The 20874-nt window shown below is 47.9% G+C and carries 15 protein-coding genes; 2 read left to right on the top strand and 13 right to left on the bottom strand.

The genetic code is table 11. The features are described from left to right. Positions 1 to 40: 40 nt before the first annotated feature. The 8 genes from MHB85_RS07570 to MHB85_RS07535 all read right to left on the bottom strand — a co-directional run bounded on the left by MHB85_RS07570 (position 41) and on the right by MHB85_RS07535 (position 13169). The gene (locus tag MHB85_RS07570; protein ID WP_341072739.1) at positions 41 to 1342 is read right to left on the bottom strand and encodes an ABC transporter substrate-binding protein; all 1302 of its coding nucleotides are present in this window, start codon (positions 1340 to 1342) and stop codon (positions 41 to 43) included. Positions 1343 to 1874: 532 nt separating this feature from the next. Then, on the bottom strand, positions 1875 to 2999 hold the full coding sequence (locus MHB85_RS07565; protein WP_341072738.1) for a GntR family transcriptional regulator: 1125 nt from the start codon (positions 2997 to 2999) through the stop codon (positions 1875 to 1877). Positions 3000 to 3188: 189 nt separating this feature from the next. Next, positions 3189 to 3320, bottom strand: a complete 132-nt coding sequence (locus MHB85_RS07560) for a hypothetical protein (protein WP_256975070.1) — start codon at positions 3318 to 3320, stop codon at positions 3189 to 3191. Between the two features lie 360 nt (positions 3321 to 3680). Next, complete coding sequence (locus tag MHB85_RS07555; RefSeq protein WP_341072736.1) at positions 3681 to 5675, bottom strand: B12-binding domain-containing radical SAM protein; 1995 nt, start codon at positions 5673 to 5675, stop codon at positions 3681 to 3683. A gap of 384 nt (positions 5676 to 6059) precedes the next feature. Beyond that, entirely contained in the window at positions 6060 to 7940 is a 1881-nt protein-coding gene (gene recQ, locus MHB85_RS07550) for a DNA helicase RecQ (RefSeq protein WP_091015165.1), read from the bottom strand. A gap of 342 nt (positions 7941 to 8282) precedes the next feature. Next, entirely contained in the window at positions 8283 to 9161 is an 879-nt protein-coding gene (locus MHB85_RS07545) for an Rpn family recombination-promoting nuclease/putative transposase (RefSeq protein WP_341072735.1), read from the bottom strand. A gap of 215 nt (positions 9162 to 9376) precedes the next feature. After that, a complete protein-coding gene (locus MHB85_RS07540; RefSeq protein ID WP_341072734.1) occupies positions 9377 to 11356 on the bottom strand; it encodes an ABC transporter ATP-binding protein in 1980 nt (659 codons plus the stop codon). Next, on the bottom strand, positions 11349 to 13169 hold the full coding sequence (locus MHB85_RS07535) for an ABC transporter ATP-binding protein (RefSeq protein WP_341072733.1): 1821 nt from the start codon (positions 13167 to 13169) through the stop codon (positions 11349 to 11351). The genes MHB85_RS07540 and MHB85_RS07535 overlap by 8 nt, the downstream gene beginning before the upstream one ends. Before the next feature lie 114 nt (positions 13170 to 13283). On the opposite strand from MHB85_RS07535, the gene MHB85_RS07530 reads away from it, so the two are divergent. Beyond that, positions 13284 to 14177 carry an AraC family transcriptional regulator gene (locus MHB85_RS07530; protein ID WP_091015170.1) on the top strand — a complete coding sequence of 298 codons (894 nt, stop codon included), beginning with the start codon at positions 13284 to 13286 and terminating at the stop codon, positions 14175 to 14177. Positions 14178 to 14201: 24 nt separating this feature from the next. Then, entirely contained in the window at positions 14202 to 14726 is a 525-nt protein-coding gene (locus MHB85_RS07525) for a DUF5412 family protein (RefSeq protein WP_091015171.1), read from the top strand. 245 nt (positions 14727 to 14971) lie between these two features. Here MHB85_RS07525 and MHB85_RS07520 read toward each other — a convergent pair whose 3' ends face one another. The 5 genes from MHB85_RS07520 to MHB85_RS07500 all read right to left on the bottom strand — a co-directional run bounded on the left by MHB85_RS07520 (position 14972) and on the right by MHB85_RS07500 (position 20577). Further along, the gene (locus MHB85_RS07520) at positions 14972 to 16102 is read right to left on the bottom strand and encodes a glycosyltransferase family 2 protein (protein ID WP_341072731.1); all 1131 of its coding nucleotides are present in this window, start codon (positions 16100 to 16102) and stop codon (positions 14972 to 14974) included. Positions 16103 to 16550: 448 nt separating this feature from the next. Continuing rightward, positions 16551 to 17303, bottom strand: a complete 753-nt coding sequence (locus MHB85_RS07515) for a class I SAM-dependent methyltransferase (RefSeq protein ID WP_341072730.1) — start codon at positions 17301 to 17303, stop codon at positions 16551 to 16553. Beyond that, the gene (locus MHB85_RS07510; protein WP_341072728.1) at positions 17290 to 18816 is read right to left on the bottom strand and encodes a nucleotide sugar dehydrogenase; all 1527 of its coding nucleotides are present in this window, start codon (positions 18814 to 18816) and stop codon (positions 17290 to 17292) included. Before MHB85_RS07510 ends, MHB85_RS07515 begins: the two co-directional genes overlap by 14 nt. A 63-nt stretch (positions 18817 to 18879) precedes the next feature. After that, positions 18880 to 19869: a polysaccharide biosynthesis protein gene (locus MHB85_RS07505; RefSeq protein WP_341072726.1), complete on the bottom strand. Its 990-nt coding sequence runs from the start codon at positions 19867 to 19869 to the stop codon at positions 18880 to 18882. Positions 19870 to 19887: 18 nt separating this feature from the next. After that, entirely contained in the window at positions 19888 to 20577 is a 690-nt protein-coding gene (locus MHB85_RS07500) for a glycosyltransferase (protein ID WP_341072725.1), read from the bottom strand. Positions 20578 to 20874: the final 297 nt, after the last annotated feature.

Raw genomic sequence — 20874 nt, 5'->3', positions numbered from 1 at the left:
AGGCAAGGAGAGAGAGTTCGCTCCCTGCCTACCGAGCACTCTATTTGTCGTATTTTTCTAAAGCCTTATTAACAGTCTCTGTTACTCTATCCAGGTTCTCTTTCGGAGTACCGTTACCGCGGGTTGCCTTTTCCGTAGCGGAAGCTAACTCATTCCACAGCAGTTGTCCTTCAGGAATAACTGGGCGGTTGTGTGAATTGGGCAAAATATTAATAAATTCCTTCATAATCGGATCGTCTTTGTAACCGTATTTGTCGTTAACCGAATCAATAACGGAAATTTGAGAGTCAGCGTTTAATAACGTTTGCCCTTCTTCTTTCCCTAAGAATTCGAGGAATTTCCAAGCAGCAGCGACGTTCTTGGCGCCTTTAGGGATAATAGCGGACCCGCCTCCCGACCATGTCGTAAAATTAGTACCTGTTGGGGTCGGTATGGGTGCAACACCGTAATTTAAATCCGGCTTAAATTTTTCGATACCCTTCACCGTAAAGTTTCCACTTATCTTCATGCTGACTTGACCAGAAATGAACGGATCCATTTCCTCCGTGCCTGCTGCGCTTGTGAATCCCGCAATATCCTCGACATTGTATTTTTTGCCGAAGTCGGTCATCCATTGTAGCGCTTCCACGACTTTAGGATCATTTGCCGTAATTTTGCCGGTGGCAGCATCCTGGAATTCTCCTCCAAATGCCCATCCCCAAGTATACAGCCAGCCTTGCGAATACCATGGGATGAACCCAATCCGTTTGAAACGTTTACCTTCCTTGATGGTTAACTTATCGGCGGCCGCTTCAAGCTCGGCGATCGTTTGTGGTGGTTTGTTGGGATCCAACCCCACTTCTTTGAAATGATCCTTATTGTAAAATAGCAGGCGAGAGTCTGTATCCATCGGCATTGCATAAAACTTTCCTTGATAACTGGACTCCTCCCATGCAAATGGATAATACATTTCCTTACGTATTCCGGATTCTGCTGCCATCGAGGATAAGTCAGTCAGAGAACCTTGCGCAGCCCAAGTACCGACCTTAAACCGATCGAAAAGTGCAACGTCAGGAGGATTGCCGCCTGCGACTGCAGTCAACAGCTTCTGATCGGATCCCTCGTTGGATTCTGTATAAACCAAGTTCATTTTGATCGTAGGGTTTTTCTCTTCAAATGCCTTCACGACTTTATTCATATTATCTAAATCAATTGAGGTAAGACCATGCCACATCGTAACCGTTGTAATCCCCTCTCCGGCCTGATCGCTAGAGCCTCCATTCGTTGAACAAGCCGTTACAAGTAGTACCATAACCAGAAAGCAAACAAGAATTGGAAATGCGAATCTTTTGGATCTCCTCATTCAAAGTCCCCCTTAAGTTAAATGAATTCGTTTAACTTGGATTCCTATAGGGTCCACTTCATTTTCTGATTATCCACAACTTATGTAAGCGCTAACAACTTTGGTGATATGAACTATTAAAATCAGAAAATGATGAACACCGTGAATTTGTTATAAGAACCCACCAGTTATACTAAGTATATTAATATGACATTATAAAACATGTCAATTGCAATATTACGACATCACTATTCATGATCTATGGCTATAATTTAGATATAGAAACCGACGTTTCAAGGTTGGTTAACCTCCGGTCCCCTAACCAATTCCCTGATATGAAACATGCTTAACCATAAGAAAAACGCCTATCCACACACTTCATAGAAGACAGACCGCGTCTAAACGAGGGTCTTCTTGCGATATCAGGTCAGGAAGGTCCCTGCTTCGAAGTTTATATGTCTGATATCAAAAAAAGTGCCGAAAAGCCCCTCAGGACTTCTCGACACACTTTGAACAATATCCTTGCTTCTATTGAGCAGCACTTGTATAGACCCTACCCGTTATTTTTCACGACCATACGATGTTTAATAATGTTAAGCTCGGGAACTGCTGTTCCATGCAGTTGAGAGATTAACATATCCACTGCCAATTCACCCATCTGCTTCTCGTCCTGCTTAATATGAGTGAAGATGGGTTGACCCAGGTGATCGTTCAGGGAGTCGAAACAAACGATCTCGTATTCCTCCAGAGATTTCCCCATCGAGTGGATGACTTGAGCCAGCATGGTAGCTATTAGAAATTCCGATGCGACAAACGCCTTTACATCAGGGTGTTGTTTCAAAAAATGCTTTACTGTTTCTTTATCACTTTCAATCGCTGTTCCATTTATGTTCTTGGGAAGGGCGCCCTTCAAGTTCGTCAATACATAGTTTTTGTTCAAATTCATTCCTTCCTGGGTGAAGGCAAACGTATATCCGAGCAGCCTTTCCTCCAATGTTGAAGTGTTCTCTTCCGGCGGAGATAAAAAGGCGATTTTTTTATGACCTTTGCTAATCAGATGACGCGTAAGATCCATGGCTGCTTTCTTATTGTCTGTATATACCGAACAAACCGGAATTCCTTTTAGATATCTATCGGCCAAAACAATTGGAAACCGATCTAATACAAGTCGAAGCAGTTCAGAATTATAGTGTTGACCATGAATGGGGGTCACGATTAATCCTTTGATGCCTAAACCAATAAATAAGTCGATCGCACGTTTTTCCTCATCCCGATCCCCGCAAGTTCGCTTGATAATGAGTTGATAATTATGCTCAGCACTCCGCTTTTCCATCGATCTAAGAAGTTCCAGGCCAAACTCGTCAGAAAAATTCGGTATAATAAACCCGATCACCCGCTTATCGTCCTCAGGAACCAAAGTTGTTCTTACTTCTGAATAATGCTTCGGTTCTTGTCCTCCAATGATACCATCGGCTACATATGAACCTTTTCCTTGTATTCGTTTAATAACCCCAGAATCTGCTAATTTCTCCAGAGCCTTTTTAGATGTAATACGACTGACGCCAAATTGTTCAGCCAACTCTTTTTCAGAAGAGACCCGGTCACCTTCTTTTAAACGACCTTCTTTAATCTCTTGTACAATATAGCTATATATCTGCTCGTATAAATGCAATTCCACAAAACCACCCTGACATCATAATATTAATATACTAAGTATATTACACAAGAAGTAATTCGCAAAGTTACTGGGTGGGATTGTGGTGTTCCTTGAAGAAGGTCGAGTGCCTCCTAGAGGCTTGATGATTGTACAGGCGTCAATACAGAAGGTTATCGTGGAATTCTAGGTTTAGCTTCGCTGAATGGATCTCTAAATTCGTCTACCCGATATCTGACGAATGTGTTGAATATGTACAGCGTTATAGGGAATATGGACATGTAGTGAGTCAGCTGAACCTTTAGGTACAGTGATTGTCTCTTCGGTTCTGGTCTTATCATTCATACGAAACACTCCTTTGACTGAATTCGACATGTGATTCTATGTAACTGGCAAACAAAAAAAGAAGATCATTCTTCATCCCGTTTGGGAATCAGATGACCTTCCGATGGTTTCGGAAATATGATGTTGAAAAGGTAAAGCGGGAGCGCGGCTTATGCAACGGCAAGCCGCGTAAGGGTGAGGTGCTGCGCCCGATGGGTGCAAGCACCTTATGAGGATGCACCACGTTCATTGACGCGGTGCTCATCAATGCAGGCATCACCCGTGATGCCTGCCAATAAAGTGCCACGACCCCAAAGCCGTGGCACCTCTCCCTTCTGCATCATGCCAGTTGGCCATGCAGCTTGTGGAAGGCCGCCGCACCTACATGGCAGCGGCTTCTTCTCCCAGCGGCAGCGTGTAATACTGCGCCTGCTGCCCTTCATGCTGCTGGTACACTACGACCAGCAGCGTCCGGCCTTTCGCGGCAAGCGGGCTGGCGCCAGCTAGCACACGCTCAAGCCGGAACGGAAGCACATCCAATACGGTGTGCTTCTGCAGTTCCTTTTCGCCGAGACCAAGGTCGGCGAAAGCACGGGCACCCATGACCGTCTGTGCGGTCATGGCCGAGGTCATCGGCAACGCACGCGAAGCGTTGCCGTCTTCCCCGTCCGCCGCTCCATCCGCGGCGGACCCTGTTGCGTCGCCCGAAGTGAGCGACGCTTCACCCCCGGCAGCAGCCGAACTTCCCACAGCGGCACTCGGACCCGTGCCGCTGCTTTCCAGCCATGCCGTGCCAGCGGCACCGGCAACACGTGGCAGACGAACGTCTTCCGGACGTTCAGCCAACGTTTTCATATAACCCGCCCACTGATCTTTCTGGAGCGGATCTGCCCACCAGATTTTGCGTGGTTTGTACTTGTGGCCGAGGAAATAGTCCAGCTTCATCAGGCCAAGCACAATCTCCATATGCGGCGTATTCCGCGACTCCAGGAAGCTGTGCAGACGAGTAAACAAATCCTCCAGTTGGTGACCGATCTTCTGCCAACCCTGACCCTCCCAGTAATCCCCGAACGCCTGGAAGAAATCAAACGGCGAGTTGAACTCCTGCTCCATCAGATATTTCAGCGTATGATCCATCCGGTGTGCGTTCCAGTATTTCTCCAGCACATCTTCCAGCCGCTTCAAGCGCACAATGTCGCTGAACGGCAGCACGTCACTACCCAAAATCTCATACGGCGCGTGATCCATATACGTATAGTTGTATTTTTCCGCATCCAGACGCAGACCCGTACCACGCAACATTTTAAGGAATCCGAGCTGAAGCTCTTCCGGCCCCAAGGCAAACACATCGTTAAACGTTTTGCGGAACGTATTGTAATCTTCCTCCGGCAGTCCGGCGATGAGATCCAGATGCTGGTCGATTTTGCCGCTGGCTTTAACTTTGTTTACCGTGCGGCTTAGCTTCGTAAAGTTCTGGCGACGTTTCACCAGTTCATTTGTCGGATCATTCGTGGATTGAACCCCGATCTCGAACCGGAATGTGCCTGGCGGCGCATTCTCTGCCAGATAATCCAGTACCTCGGGACGCATAATGTCCGCCGTAATTTCAAACTGGAACACCGTCCCCTGATGATTCTCAATCAGGAATTTGAACATTTCGAGCGCATAATCTCGCTTGATGTTAAACGTCCGGTCCACAAACTTGATCAGCTTCGCACCCTTCTCGATCAGGTACAAAATGTCAGACTTCGTCCGCTCAATATCGTAATACCGCACGCCTACCTCAATACTGGACAGACAGAACTGACAACTGAATGGACAGCCCCGGCTGGTCTCAAAATAAACCACACGCTTCCCGAGGTCGGGAATATCCTCTTCAAATCGGTGCGGTGACGGCAGATCGTTCAAATCCGCCTTTGGCCGTCCTGGCATGAGAATGACCTCTTCCCCTTTGCGATACGCCAGTCCATAGACAAAGTGGAACTTTTTGCTTCCTTCCAGCTCCATCAACAGTTGGTGCAGCGTCTCTTCCCCTTCACCCATCACGATGAAATCGACATTGGGAATCCGGTTCATCCAATATTCCGTGTCGTAGGACACTTCCGGCCCGCCCAGCAAAATTTTCACGTCAGGCATAACCTTCTTTAGATTATCAATGACCTTAATCGTCTCTTCGATGTTCCAGATGTAACATGAGAAACCAATCACGTCCGCCCCGCGCTGGTACAGATCAGACACAATATTCATGACTGGATCTTTGATCGTATACTCCGCCAGGTCAATATCAAAATCCTTCTCACTGTACGCCTTCAGACACCGCAAGGCCAAGGAGGTATGGATGTACTTTGCATTTAATGTAGAAAGAATAACCTTCATGGTTCACAACCTTTGCCTGGACACCCAGACCATATATTTTTTGGGAAAAGTAAAGCTCCACAGCCATCCTACCCCGGATGCTGTTCATCTAAACCTCTTTTGAACTAGCCATTCCACGTCTCATGGACATATCCTACTTTTGTCTTTCAAAGAGTGGACACTCTTTTCAAAAAGACATATACACCTCTCCAAACCAAAACCACAACATACAGTATGAAAACAAATAATAAAACTACATGTTGTATACGATAAGGTCAGCCATTCCTAACGCCAATGTCCAGCCTTTGAAAGACAATTCGCCACCCTTTGTCCACTCTACAGAGACAAAACAACCAACTTCAAAGATTCGAAAGTAAAAATTAACAATTCATACTCATTTCACACTTACTCATACTCGTAAAACGCATCATCATCTGTATCGACTTCTTCGCCCGATTGCTTCTGGAAAAACTCCAGGAACGGCAGTCCGTACTTGCGATACTTGACCTCACCGACCCCTTTGATATCCAGCATGTCACGTTCTGTCTGTGGACATACCACACTCATCTCACGCAGGGTCGCATCATTGAAGATAATGTACGATGGTACATGCTCTTTCGCCGCCAGATCTCTCCGGATCAGACGCAACTGCTCAAATACCGTCTCATTAACCGCAGATGGCATCGCATCGCGACCACGACGTCCGCCATAGTTTGTACCCGAAGCCGTTGCCGCTGTCTTGCGGACCACACGCTGCATTACTTCACGCTGACCTTTGAGCACTTCCACCGCTAGTGGCTGCAAACGTACAACCGGATACTGCCCCTCGGACAGCATCAGATATCCTTCCGATACCATCACGTTGATGATCTCCGATATTTCACGTTCTGTCCGATTGCCCATCACGCCGTACGTTGGCAGAGAGTTGAAGCCGTAATCAAGTACCTTTTTGGCACGGGAGCCTTTGAGCACCGAAGCGACCAGCGATACACCATACCGTTCACGCATGCGGTGAATGCAACTGAATATTTTCTGTGCATCAATCGTCATGTCTACCAGCTCGCGGTCGTCCGTACAGGAACTGCAAATACCGCAAGGTGTATCGTCATGCACCTCACCGAAATAGTCCAGCTGTGCACTTCGCAGACAGCGCGTCGTGTAACAGTAATCCACCATCTGTTGCAGCTTCCGGTAATCGTTCTGTTTGCGGTCGCCGTCCATCGGATTCTGCTCAATCAGGAACTTCTGGGTGATAATGTCCTGTGCCCCGAATAACAGAATACACTGGCTTGGCTCACCGTCCCGACCCGCACGTCCAGCTTCCTGCACGTATGCCTCCATGTTCTTCGGCATGCTGTTATGAATAACGTATCGCACGTTCGATTTATCAATCCCCATTCCGAACGCATTGGTCGCCACCATCACTCGGATATCATCGTACAAAAAAGCTTCCTGGCTCTGGGACCGTTCATCGTCCGTCATCCCGGCATGGTAGCGTCCTGCGGGCAATCCCGCCTGCAACAAACGCTGATGCAGATCGTCCACGTCCTTACGGGTCGCGGCATATACAATCCCAGGCTCGCTGGCATGCTCGCGCGCATAATTCAGAACAAAATCCTTTTTGCTCTCGCCGCGCAGCACGCTAAACGCCAGATTATCACGCCCAAGTCCGGTCACATACGTCTGCGGGTCCTGCAAACGCAGCAGCCGCAGAATATCGCCCATGACCTCGGGCGTGGCTGTAGCCGTAAAGGCCGCAACCACCGGCCGCTCCGGCAAACTGTCCACAAACGGCGCTACCGCCAGGTAGCTTGTCCGAAAATCATGTCCCCACTGTGACACACAGTGAGCCTCATCCACAGCAACGCACGAGATCGGCAAATAGCCCATCTCCTCGCGGAACCAATCCAGCTCCAGTCGCTCAGGTGCGACATAGAGCAACTTCAGCTCACCGCGCTGCGCCGCGCGGATGCGATCATTCACTTCTTTGCCGCTAAGTGTACTGTTAATATACGCGGCAGCAATTCCGGCGGTCGTCAACGCATCGACCTGGTCCTTCATCAATGAGATCAACGGGGAGACAACAAGCGTCAGACCCGAATATAACAGGGCGGGGATCTGATAACAGATCGACTTACCGCCCCCGGTTGGCATAATTCCGAGCGTATCTTCACGTTCGAGCAGGCTGGCTACAATCTTTTTCTGTCCCTCACGAAAGTCGGGGTAGCCATAATATTTTTGCAGGAGACCCTGCGCTTCTTCAATAGTTGGTGTTTGCACACTCATGTAAAGACTCCTTACTTATCACCGGTGTTCTTCCACCAGCTTGGTCCGATCCGATTCTGACATCCGAAAGCGGCTCATATGCCGTATCCTTGACAACAAAATGGCGTTCTCATGACTTGTCCGTCAAGCAAACGCCGCTCCCTTTAGTTTAACGGCCCAGCCCCGAATGAGCAACCGCGTTTTACTGTAAAACAATCTTTTGCAAATGTGTAATAGTGGTATAACCTGAGTCATAGGAAAGATTACAAGGAAATTAAGATGTGATTGAACATTCTAGTAAAATCAAAAAACAATCGCATGCCTTTTTGGGGACAAGACGATTGTTTGTTTAAAGTGCGTTTGCTAATCTTTTAGCGCCTCAACTTCAGACTCAATTAGACCACTTGTTTTGGCAATAACTGAAACTTCAATCCCAAATGAGAGCATGTTTTTTGCAATTTCAATCGCCTTCCTTTTTTCCCCTTCTACTAATCCCTTTTCTAATCCCTTTTCTAATCCTTGAGCTATCCCCTTTTCCGTAGCCCACTCAATCATGGAAGCTTCATCATGCAAATACTTCTGCCGTTCTTCATACAAACGACGCGCCTCCCGATCCTGACTCAAGAACTCCAGCGTATCCATTGCTTTCTTCAAAGTAGGTTCATTCATTTGCAACACCTCCCAATTGGATTTATCCGCACCTTTCAGAAACAAAAGCCAGTTGATCAACCCACCTTCCATCGGAACGGATCGATCGTCCAGCTTGGACAGCTCCATGAAATGCACTTCAAGATCATCACTCAGCTCAAGTCCGGTGTGGTCTTCCCTCAGATGAAACACATTATGATAACGCTCGTTCGCGATAAACGAGTAATTTAAAATATTAATGGTCACACACTTTTTCAGTTCCTTGTACGTTTGACCTTCCTGCAACTGACTGGAATAACGCTTGCTCCAATAGTATAGGGTCCGCTTTTCAATATCGTATTTATTAAATAACTGCATCTCTATATTAATCAATTTACCTTCAGCTGTTTTCGCCCAAATATCAAATATGGACTGTTTATCAAGCGGAGCATCTTTATCAGTATACGGATTAAGGAGTACAATCTCCGTCAGCGGCTGTTCCCCCGATTCTGCAAACGTTCGGTTCAAGAACACCAGCAGGACATCTTTATTTTCCTCACTGCCAAAAATACGCTTGAAAACAAAATCGTTCCGAGGATCGAGTAAATCAGGCATCTGATCATCAACTCCGTTTCTTTCTATTATACCATGTCGGGTGCGAATTTTTGCAGAGCACACTTCGATATCTGTATGAATTAACTAACTAACTCCAATCTCGTTTTTAAATGTGATCTCTCATACGGTTCGTACATTAAATAAGAATAAATATAATTCAAAATAAGAATAAATATAATTCAGCAAATCGTGTCCATTAATTATTTCGTACGAGCTCACTCATCTACAACTGCTGCTTCTGCATTCATCCGATAATACAATCCTTTCCTCTGCATCAACTGTTCATGCGTCCCATCTTCGGCAATTCGGCCTTTCTCCATTACAAGGATACGAGAACACTGACGAGCGACCTCCATGCGATGTGTGACAAGCAACCCGATACTGCCTTTCATAAAGTTCAGCAAGTGATTCATCACCTTCTGTTCTGTCTGAATATCCAGTGATGACGTTGGTTCGTCCAGAATGTACAGATCGGATGACCTCATAAAGAGCCTGGCTAGCGACAGTCGCTGCTGTTGTCCTCCAGATATATTGGAGCCTTTCTCTTGCAACATGGCTGCGTATTGTCCTTCCTGTGCCTCAATGTATTCATGCAAACCTGCCTGCACTGCCGCAAGCTTCACTCTGTCCAATGTAACGTCTGAACTCAGACGAATATTTTCTTCGATCGTTCCTGTAAAAAAAGTTGGGGTCTGCGGCATATAAGTCAGTCTGGACTGCTTATCCATCTCATTATCCATCTCTATATACTCTGCAACATGTTGATCACCCAGCAATGCGCTTCCGTTTGTTGGCTCGATCAGCCCTGCACACACTTGGCATAATGTAGATTTGCCTGCCCCGCTGGGGCCAACTACCGCAACCAATTCACCAGGAACCAGATTAAGCGTAATCTGATCCAGAATTTTTAGACCACTGTCTTCGTCGGTTACCGTAACCTGTTGTAGACGTAGCATAGCCACTTCGTTCTTTTCATGTGCCCCTTTTGGTGTACTCCCCTGATCTTGGTCATACATTCCCTGTGCAAGCTTCACGTCCTTAGTATTGGATGAGTCTGTCTTCTTGTGATCCCCTAACTTAAACCATGCAGAGATACGTCCAAATGCACCCACGCTGGCTTGCATCTGACTCCACTGGCTGGACAAGCCGAGTACCGGCCACACCACCAATTCAAACAACAGACTACTTGCGACAACCATGCCCGGAGACAGAGTTCCCCTAGCCGCTGACAGAGCAATAAGGAACAACGCTGCCAATTGAGCCAGACCAAACACCGCCATCGCCACGTTATCCGACATACTCAGGGTCATCTGCAACTTGGCCTGAACACGATTCAGTGATTGCTGTTGTGTTCGAAAACGATTGAGAAACCACGGTGAAGCATCATACATCTGAATCACCGGTATCCCTTCAACATACTGCTGGATCTGTTCTTGGGACTCGCCTTCCCTGGATTCGACCTCATCGGACAGATGTACAATCCGCTGATCATACAACCTCGCCGTAAACCAGATTGCCCCTGCACTTACCAAGGCAATAACCGCAACCCATGCATCTGCTCTGTACAAGTATCCCAGCGATAGAGCAATGATGAATACAACCGTAACACCCTCTGCAATAGCCTCCACAACTTCCGCACCATGCTTGGTGTCTTCCTTGATGCGAAGCATCACATCCCCGGACTTCTGTCTGCGCACCCAGGAATAGGGCATCCGGTTTAACAGTTTCAACAGATCCATGGACATATCCCGTTGCATCGATTCCTTGAGCCATACCAGCACATACCGATGCATCGCGAGCAACACGATAAACCCTGCCAGAATGGCAATAAAGATCAACGCCGTAGCATTAAGCTGCTCCTGTCCCCCATCATGAATGGCATCCACGAAGAATCCCTGTACAAAGGCAAGTCCCCAATCGAAGATTGCATCTGCTGCAATAAAAATGAGCAAGATCGCTACAGCTAATCCATAAGGCTTCATCCATCGAAAAATAACGGGCCATACCGTTGCCAGTGATACAGCTTGCTTTAGGTCATCTGGAACATGACTTTCGTTCATCTGATGATCAACTTCTATTTCACTATTTTCACTATTTTCATTATTTTTATTTATCTCATTTGCTCCACTTTTCTCTTGACTGCTCTTCGTTCCAACACCATCGGCATATGCTGCATCTTCAATTTTGTTACTCATGCTGCCCCTCCACTTCCGTATACTGCTCCGCAATATAGCTCCGATATCCATTGGGACGATCCAGCAATTCACGATGAGTCCCTGTATCTTCGACGCGTCCCTTCTGAATATAGATGACCTGGTCCGCCCGTTCTATCAGCGATAATCGATGAGTAACTGCAATAACCGTTGTGCCTTTGTCAGCAGTAATTCTCGCAAGGAGATCATTCAATCGTTGCTCATGCCACGGGTCTTGAGATGACGTCGGTTCATCCAACAATAGAATATCCGGATTCCTCAGCAGCGCTCTGGCTAGACTGATACGCTGAAGCTCACCACCTGACATCGTCCCGCCTTGCGGCTGAAGCTCTGTCCCATAGCCAAGTGATTGACGCATAATCGCGTCATGTGCATGCGTCATGTGGGCCGCAACCTCTACCTGATCGGCAGATATCCCCTCTTGTCCAAAAACAATATTCTCTTCCACTGTGCCTGTGAAAATAAAGGCTTGTTGTGGAACATACACCTGATTGACATGTGCTGTCTGAACTTCGTGCATATCCTTCAGTGAATTCTTCTGATTCATGACCTGAATCGAACCAGTAACAGGTGTATCTAATCCGGCTATTAATTTCAATAACGTGGTTTTCCCACATCCGCTTGGTCCTGTGATTACAGTAAGCTTTCCTTTCTTGGCTTCAAAAGTAATATCCGTTAACACTTCTTCTTGCTCTGCATACTTATAAGACACATGCTGTACGTTGATGCCAGCCGGTTTAGATTGGTTTTCAAGCTGCCCTAAATGCGTATCGGACCGTACATATGTATTTGTACTGGGATTAGCAACCGTGTTCTTTTTCTCCAAATCCAACACCTCAAAGATTCTGGACGCATGAGAAGCCGAACCAATAAAATCATTCCACAGCCCAGATAACGATTCAATCGGACGAGTTAATTGACTGCTTGCTACCAGAAAAGCTGCCAGTCCTCCTACATCCATATGTCCATTCAGGACCTGCATGCCGCCTAGATAGAGAATCAGAATCATGCCACCATACGTCGAGACCCGTCCGGCTGCTTCCGAAAGTCGTTGTAACACAGATACGGACATCGTATGTTTGAACACCTGATCCATTCGCTCTTTAAAATGATGGTGTACATAACCCGCGAGTCCGTAACTTCGGATCTCAACTGGGGCTTGGATGATTTCAGTCAGTATCTCATCTCTTGACGCTGCGCTGGCATTCAACTGATCATGTCGTCTTTGTAGACGTTTACCAAGTCCTACCGTTACAAGAGGATAGATCAATGTGAATGCAATGATAGCCAACGACAGCGGCAAGTTCACCCAACTGAAGTAAGCAAAGGCAAGAATCAGCTGAATGATATTTTTTACGAGTTCAATGCCATGTTGGTTGATCCCCTTCTGTGCTTCCTTGGCTGAAGTCCAGACCCTAGACGTCAGGTCACCCGTATGATAATGTGCCAGATCGCGTGTCTCTGTGTTGCCTAGAGATGAGAACAGTAGAGACTGCATAGACAATAATGTCTTTTGCTGGAATAACGTCTCGACCCTCGTCATGAATGCGGTTACAATCAATCGCAATACTACAATGCTAACGCCTATGATCAAACCTGAGTAGAGTAACGAAAACTGTGCTTCGGTAGCACCTTTGACTAGTCTTCGGATCGATTCCAAATAACCGACCTCAATCAGGGAGACCATACATGCGGCGAATAGTAACAGAATGATGAACACACGGTACTTGCCCGTTAATGTCCATAATCGAGTTATCATGCCTAACGTTGTATACGTTCTTTTGTCAGCTAACATGGATGGTTTCTCCAATCTTGTCATTAAATTATGTACTTGGTTATGATATCATCGGTGATAAGGAAAAAATGAACATTTATTGCTGTAAGTACTATTTGAAGTAGGGAGATTGATATGCAACATGATTTGCTAGACACACTTGATAAGCTATTCGACTACATAGAAGACCATATTCAAGACAAATTAACACTGGATCATCTGGCATCCGTGACTCATATATCCAAGTTCCACCTGCATCGCATGTTCAAACATGTGAGTGGGCAATTGCCTGGAGAATACATTCGTTCACGCAAATTGGCGCGCAGCCTGGAGCAATTGGTGAATTTGAATTGGAAAATTATCGATATCAGTGGACATTACGCTTTTGAACATGAACAATCCTACATACGTGCTTTCAAACAAACCTTTGGGATCACACCCTTGCAATATCGCAAACAGGGAGCTGGAGACCTTGAATTCACAGCTCGTATGACTTCATCCATGATCACAATACTTCCGTATGGATATATTTTCAAACCAACGTATGTACGAAAACCGGTCATGAAACTCATCGGACAGCGTTCCCATATTCGGTATGCAGATAACGAAGAGCATTATGAAGCCAATTCAGCAGGCAACGACTTTTTTGAAAAACACTTTCATTCGATTCCTAACGTGCTGCAACCCAACGTATATATCGGATTTACCAATGAAATTAACGAGGATTACAGTACATATCAGCCGTCTGTAGAAGTAACCAGTCTGGATCATATTCCTGAAGAACTGGACGGAATTGAGGTCCCGGCCAACCAGTATGCCGTATTCAAATTCGTCTGTGATTTCCATCCAAGTCTGATCAACATTGATCATCTGGACAGTGTCTGGACATTTATTGATGAATATTGGCAGTGCCATTCAGGGTACGAGAAGAGTGACTCATACTACTTTGAACGAATTGATGGCAGTCTGGCTCAGGACCACTACGGAGAAATGGACATTTATATCCCTGCAAAGCAAATTTCACTGTAAGCTGCAAATGGAGGTCCAATGCTTATGGATCAAAATACTCAAGCTAATTCAAGTTCATCCCATACAGATTCTCGCAAACCTTGGATACGTACACACCCGTTTTTCACCATATTTACATTATTGATTCTTGTGCTGTTCGTTGCCTTATTCCTGTATTTCTGGCTCCGCCCATACTTCTCCACATTTGACCGTTCCGAACTGGGGGAATTGAGTTATTCCATTCCTTCAAGGAATGGTGAGTATACTGCCGAGATTTATGGTGTGCCCTATGGTGGTGCGGCAGGCGGCGTTACAATCTGGGTCGATGTGAAGAAGACAAATGTACCTGAGGATGCCACAGTACAAACGATCTATCGTGCCGAGCACCACGGAAATAACCATCTTGAATGGGAAAATGAAAACACACTCCGGATTGAAAACTGGAATGAATACACGGATGAGACCATTACCCTCAATATCGATGACGAAATATATGATGGATGGGGCTGGGCGTGCAAAAGCTTACGGATGAAAGACCAGTATGTGCGATGCTGGGCACCTGAAAAGTAAAGCAACTTAGCAGCTAAAATGACGGCCCCGAGCACTCAAGGTCTCATCTTGTGACGCGTAATACTCACTGCAACGTACATCAAAAGTTCTACGCTGTGTAAGCCTTGTGAAAATTTCACCAAATGCTACTTCATTACACCATGGCAAGAAATACACGCGGCACGAGAAACGTAACAAGCCCCACTCACCGACTCTTTCGGTTAAGCGGGGCTGCTCTTGTTCATTATCTGTCTCAGTTCGTCTCCCTACTTACGCGGTGACACTTCACCACGTTCTTCCCGCTCCTTCATCTCTTTGCGTACCACAACTTCGAGCTTCTGCCGATTGGCAAGCAATCCGGGATCGTTTGGCAAGTACTCACGGGCTCTGGTGTTATGCATCAATGCCTGCTCCCAGTTGCCTAGATGGGCATAACAAAGGGATAAACGAGCATGTGGCAGCCAGGTGCGGCAAGCCATAGGCACCGGGCGCAGACCTGGGTCGCGGCTGCTCACATCGACTGCCTGCATATACCAGTAGATCGCCGAGACGGGTTCATGCCGTTCATGGAAACAAGCCGCAATGGCGCAGCAGAAGTCGGCATGCGGCAGATCATACTGGAAAGACTGCAGCAGTGCGCCGAGCTTACGGCCCGGCTCACCCAGTCGTTCATAACATTCCGCCAGCCGCGCGCAGGCAATTAGGCAGTCCTCGCGGTAACCGCTTGGCTGTTCCAGCAGCTTCGCGTACCCGCGTGCCGCCGCCGCATAACGCTGGCGGTCATAACATTCGCCTGCATAATAGAACAGCAGGCGACCTTGGGCTACGCCCTCTTCGGCGATCCATTTGCGCAAAATGCGCACGTTTCGCGCCGAATGATGTCCCGCTTCGCGGCGATGCGTGACGGCAATGTCTGCCGTAATGACCTCGCCCTGCGGGAAGCTGAGCTGCTCGTGCAGCCGGCCATGCCAGCGGCACCCGGCATCCCGCTTGACCAGGCGAAGGCGTCGGTCCGTCACAAGTGGACTCCCCTCCGCTCCCTCGGCCAGCGTGTAGTTCAAGATCACAGCTTCCGTCTTCCCCCCGGACGGAAGCTGCTGCTTCAACACCTCCAGCTTCGCCCGTTCCGCGGGCAGCAGCACATCATCCGCATCAAGCCACAGGATGTACTCCTGCGTGGCCTTGGCGAATGACTCATTCCGCGCTGTGGCGAAGTCTTCCTTCCATTCATACGTGTAGACCTGGTTGGTATACTGCGCAGCGATGTCCATCGTGCGATCCGATGAACCGGTATCCACAATGACGATCTCGTCGGCGATGCCAGCAACCGAATCCAGACAACGCGCCAGCGTGCGTTCCTCGTTCTTCACAATCATGCACAGACTGATGGTGATCACGTTTTGAGCCCCTTCCTGTCCCTTTTAGCTCCGCTTCTTGAAATTCTTTCTGCCTTCACCGTTTCGTGTGAATGTTTATTCCAATTTATTTGGTATTGGTATTTGGTATTGGTCACGGAATTTATTTCATCTTCGCCTTGGCTAACGAACTGAGGTGACGCTATATGGTGTATTTCAGCTACTTGGATAATGTAACGAATCTGACGCACACTATTTCCGCATTTTAGGCACCCACTCGTCGTTTATCGCAGCTTTCGGATGAAATAGCACCGCTGAGATTCGTTACATTTCTCATCTCGTCTATTTCGTCAAAATAAGGCGTGTGAGATTCGTTAGAATATAGAATAGCTCTAGCTCTGTCGTCAAACAACAGGGAGGAATAAAAGATGCTCTTGTGGCTATAACTCTCCTCTTACCCTTGCCGCTGTCTCTATCTCAGTCCCTACCTTCACTGCTGCCCTTCCCCACTCTCCTGACGACGAAGCCGTTTCACCTGCTCCACTGCACTGTCCAGAGCCTTCTTGCGCTGTTTCATTGCGCGTAGATGCTGTTGTTCCACCTCGGCAAAATGTGCATGATCCAGCTCCATCCACTTCATCAGTTGATCTAACGTTGGCGACATGTGCAGCTGTGTTCTCCGCCGTCTGCGGGCCACGCAACATAGATATTTATGATGAACTTCCAGTTTCAAGACTTCGAAATAGGGCATTAGACACATCGCCAGATTTCCTGCATAGAAGGTCTGCTTGTGATCATAGAACGGATGATATCCATATGGTACGGTTACAACCAGCGTCCCCTCTTCTTGCAACAGCCGATGAATCTGGATCAGTAAAGTCTCTGGATGAGCAAAATGTTCCAGCACTTCTCCAAGCAGTACCGTGTCAAAAGTCGTTCTGACTTTCCATTGCGTAATATCCAGCATTCTAAAATCTGCATTGTTCCGAACTGGCCTAGACTCTTTGGCAAGCTCTTCTTGTGCATACCTAATGCTCTCTTCCTCCAGATCAATGCCAGTGACACGAAATCCTTCACGTGCCAGCAGAATTGAGGTAATCCCCTGACTGCACCCGACATCCAGAATGCGTTTGCCTGTGGCCTCACGGCACATCCAGTGGATACGCGTTCTCGTCGCTTCATGAGAATCTTCCGAATTAATCTCGCCGTAATAGCGTTCACTCACTCGATCATGATTTGCCATGGGCATCTCCCTGATCCTTGTCGAGGCCGATGGCAACTTCATGGTGAGCTGCAGTATCCTCGACTGCCGTTTCTTTTTGTCCTAACCGTGCTACACTCTCCTGTTGCTCGCGAACTCCCTTCACCTTAGGCCGTATAGGCTGGCCCAGCACCACAATATTTCCCCCGTGGCAGTCGGCCGTTGCGTTACGTGTATCGAAAATCAGCTTCGCATGATCTGCCATCTCCTGATAATTGAATCCCGAATGATCCGTTGTGATGATCACCAAGTCAGCCCATGCCCACAATTCCGGCACCGCCGGACTAGCGTGCAGCACTGTCCCATCATCCTTGCGGAAGACAGGCACCATTGGATCGGTGAAAACCACATCTGCACCCGCTGCGCTCAGCAGCCGGAAGACATCCAATGCTGGCGATTCACGCAGGTCATCAATGTCTTTTTTGTAAGCCATACCCGCCAGTACAACACGTGCTCCTCGCACAGTTACACCATTCTGCTCCAGCAGCTCCGAGGCACGCTTCACCACTCTCTCTGGCATTTGCCGATTGGTTGTATCCGCCAACTGGATGAATTGCAGCTCCGATCCCTGACGGTTTGCAGCCCAGGACAGATAGATCGGATCGATCGGGATACAGTGTCCGCCGATGCCGGGACCGGGATAGAATGGCATGTAACCAAACGGCTTGGTCGCCGCCGCACCCAATACCTCCCAGATGTTTACCCCCATCTGTTCACAGGCCGGAGTCAGCTCATTTACAAGTGCAATGTTGACACTGCGAAACGTATTTTCGAACAGCTTCGCCGTCTCCGCTACCGTCGTTGAACTGACCGGAACAACTTCGTTGAGGAACGAGCCGTAGAACTGTTTACCATAATCCAGACAGGCAGGAGTAGATCCGCCAATGATCTTTGGCGTATTTTTCACCCCATAATGCACACTGCCCGGATCTACCCGCTCGGGAGAATAGCAAACGTAGAACTGTTCTCCCGCCCGCCAGCCGCTTGCCGCTTCTATCGGTTGTTTCACGCGTTCTTCCGTCGTGCCCGGATAAGTCGTGCTTTCCAATATAACAAGACTTCCCTCCTGCAGGTATGGAGTCATGCCATCCACCGCCGCCGCAATATACGAGATGTCCGGTTGGTGCTCGGCAGTCAGCGGAGTGGGCACACAGATTACAATGACATTCGCTTCTGCCACCACTGCATAATCAGTACTGGCCGTGAACAAACCTGCCTTCATGAGAGACTGCAGGACATCATCCTCAATGCCAATGACATACGAGTGCCCTGCACGCAGTTTGTTTACCTTGGAGGTATCGATATCGATCCCGTGGACCTGATAACCTGCCTGGGCCATCTCCATGGCCATGGGTAAACCTACATAACCTAGACCGATGACGACAGCTTTCAAGGAGCGGTCATGAATAGGTTGTATTAGGGTACGTCGCAGTAACTCTTCATTTCCTTCATGCTGCTCATGCTGATGATTCTCTTCCATTCCTTCCAACTCCAAATGCTCCGCCTCCCTACGCTGGGCGTGTCTGAAAACTCCGTTGAAGCGGTTTTGAGACACACCCTAATCGATATAACCGCCTGCACGCAAAAACCGGGCAATCGCTGGTTTGTTCATCATGGCACTGTCCGAACGATACTCTGTGAAGTTCACACGAGGCAGGCTGCTGTACTGTTCCGTCAGTCCCTTGTCCTGGTGTTCCGGCAGGATCACATAATACTGTGCATCGTATTGACGAGTGCGCGGTGCTTCAAAGGGCGAGATCAGCACTTCATGCAATTTCTCCCCCGGACGAATTCCCGTCACCTTATAATCGAAGGATGGACGACCTGCCTGTTCCAACATGACGGATGCCAGATCCGTCATCTTGCAAGCTTTCATTTTCATCACAAACGTCTCTCCGCCCACGGCTGCCTCAGCGGCCTTAAGCAGTAAATGTATAGCTTCGGTTCGTGTCAGGAAAAAGCGGGTCATGCCTTTGTCTGTAATGGTCAGGCTCTTGCCTTCATCGATCTGACGACGGAACAAGGGCACAACACTTCCGCTGGTTCCAAGCACATTACCGCCGCGGATGCAGACAAACCGGGTCCCTTCACTCAGCCAATTGGCACGGATCATCATTTTTTCACCCAAAGCCTTTGTCATGCCATATACGTTAATCGGATCTACCGCCTTATCCGTGGACACATCAATAACTTTGGGAATCCGCATACGGATCGCAGCCCGAATAATGTTCTGCGTCCCGATCACATTGGTCTTGAACGCCTCATCCGGCTGGTCCTCGCAGACCGGAACATGCTTCAGCGCAGCCAAATGGAAAAGCACATCCACGCCCCTGCATACATCTTCCACTGCCCGATAATCCCGGATATCTCCAATGATGAATCGCAGACGCGGGTCATGGTTGAACTCACGCTGCATCGCAATCTGGGCGTATTCATTGCGTGACAGAAGGCGAATCTCAGTCGGGTCCTGCTCCAGCAGCACCTCGGTCAGCTTTTGACCCCAGGAGCCTGTTCCTCCGGTGATCAGAATCGTTTGTCCTTGAATCATGGATGAATCCCTCCCTGATCAGATCATGAATTCGCGTAATACCTGTGCCATCTCATCCCGGCTTAATCGGTCCTTGGGCGGTACTTTTTTCACTGAAGTATTGTTCGAATGTACGATGTTGACATAATTGCGCGGAGCAAGCAGTTCATGCGGCAAGTCAATGACATTGCCATGTGTACCTCTGCCCGGAAGCTTGACCCGGTATCCGGATGCGTACTCCGCTGTTTTATACAGGTAGACATAGAATTGCGGAGAACGATGAAACGCTGGTGCCATCTCGTTGTTCACGCTATCCCAGAGATAACCGTTCTGATTAATCAGTGCTACCGTCTGCGGCTGTGACTGAATATCGTAGAGTTGTTGGACAAAGGTTCTATGGTACAGATCATCCGAATCCAGACGGGCAATATAGATATCCTCTGCGCCTTCAGCAAAAGCCAAAATGGCACGCACACTTTCAATATTTGTTCCAAAACGGATATTGGAAGGGAGCGGCTCTTGACCTGCCAGAATCTCTTTCATCAAGTCCCCCGATTCCTTGGACAGCTTCACCACGGTCAGAAAATCCTGATTCGTCTGTGCCTTCAGGCAATGCAATGTGAACGTGCGGAAGATGCCCATCCGACGCTCCAGCCACTCCCGCGTTAATCGCTGCGGGTCCATCCCATAATTGTTGAAGTTAATCTCAATTACAACTTTCCTGGACATAACATTCCTCCTCATGGACACTGCAAGTTCCGTTTATCGGATGCAGACTGTTTTCATAGTTTCGATGCCGTCTTCCTACGAAAACCATCTTCTATCTATCTGATCACTTCCAAGCAACATCTCCTTTGGAATCCCGCACTCTATAACGTATGAAACGTTAGTAGAAGCGGTACCGACAGATGTACTAACTTTCCATATAAATAGATTCATATACGCCTGAAGATGGAGCCCTGCGGGTCGAACGTACATATCGTTGCTCCAGTCGCAACATAGAATAGAGCAGTTCTATTTTCAAAG

Origin of the sequence: Paenibacillus sp. FSL K6-4396, from assembly GCF_038002525.1 — a bacterium.
GTDB lineage: Bacteria > Bacillota > Bacilli > Paenibacillales > Paenibacillaceae > Paenibacillus > Paenibacillus amylolyticus_B.
Note: the sequence above shows the minus strand (reverse complement) of the source record. Positions and strands in the feature narration are given on the sequence as shown.

What these genes read in the sequence shown, in the direction of transcription:
- MHB85_RS07555 (WP_341072736.1), bottom strand. Translation starts at nt 5,675, where the DNA reads ATGAAGGTTATTCTTTCTACATTAAATGCAAAGTACATCCATACCTCC.
- MHB85_RS07525 (WP_091015171.1), top strand. Translation starts at nt 14,202, where the DNA reads ATGGATCAAAATACTCAAGCTAATTCAAGTTCATCCCATACAGATTCT.
- MHB85_RS07530 (WP_091015170.1), top strand. Translation starts at nt 13,284, where the DNA reads ATGCAACATGATTTGCTAGACACACTTGATAAGCTATTCGACTACATA.
- MHB85_RS07535 (WP_341072733.1), bottom strand. Translation starts at nt 13,169, where the DNA reads ATGTTAGCTGACAAAAGAACGTATACAACGTTAGGCATGATAACTCGA.
- MHB85_RS07545 (WP_341072735.1), bottom strand. Translation starts at nt 9,161, where the DNA reads ATGCCTGATTTACTCGATCCTCGGAACGATTTTGTTTTCAAGCGTATT.
- MHB85_RS07540 (WP_341072734.1), bottom strand. Translation starts at nt 11,356, where the DNA reads ATGAGTAACAAAATTGAAGATGCAGCATATGCCGATGGTGTTGGAACG.
- MHB85_RS07515 (WP_341072730.1), bottom strand. Translation starts at nt 17,303, where the DNA reads ATGGCAAATCATGATCGAGTGAGTGAACGCTATTACGGCGAGATTAAT.
- MHB85_RS07570 (WP_341072739.1), bottom strand. Translation starts at nt 1,342, where the DNA reads ATGAGGAGATCCAAAAGATTCGCATTTCCAATTCTTGTTTGCTTTCTG.
- recQ (WP_091015165.1), bottom strand. Translation starts at nt 7,940, where the DNA reads ATGAGTGTGCAAACACCAACTATTGAAGAAGCGCAGGGTCTCCTGCAA.
- MHB85_RS07500 (WP_341072725.1), bottom strand. Translation starts at nt 20,577, where the DNA reads ATGTCCAGGAAAGTTGTAATTGAGATTAACTTCAACAATTATGGGATG.
- MHB85_RS07505 (WP_341072726.1), bottom strand. Translation starts at nt 19,869, where the DNA reads ATGATTCAAGGACAAACGATTCTGATCACCGGAGGAACAGGCTCCTGG.
- MHB85_RS07560 (WP_256975070.1), bottom strand. Translation starts at nt 3,320, where the DNA reads ATGAATGATAAGACCAGAACCGAAGAGACAATCACTGTACCTAAAGGT.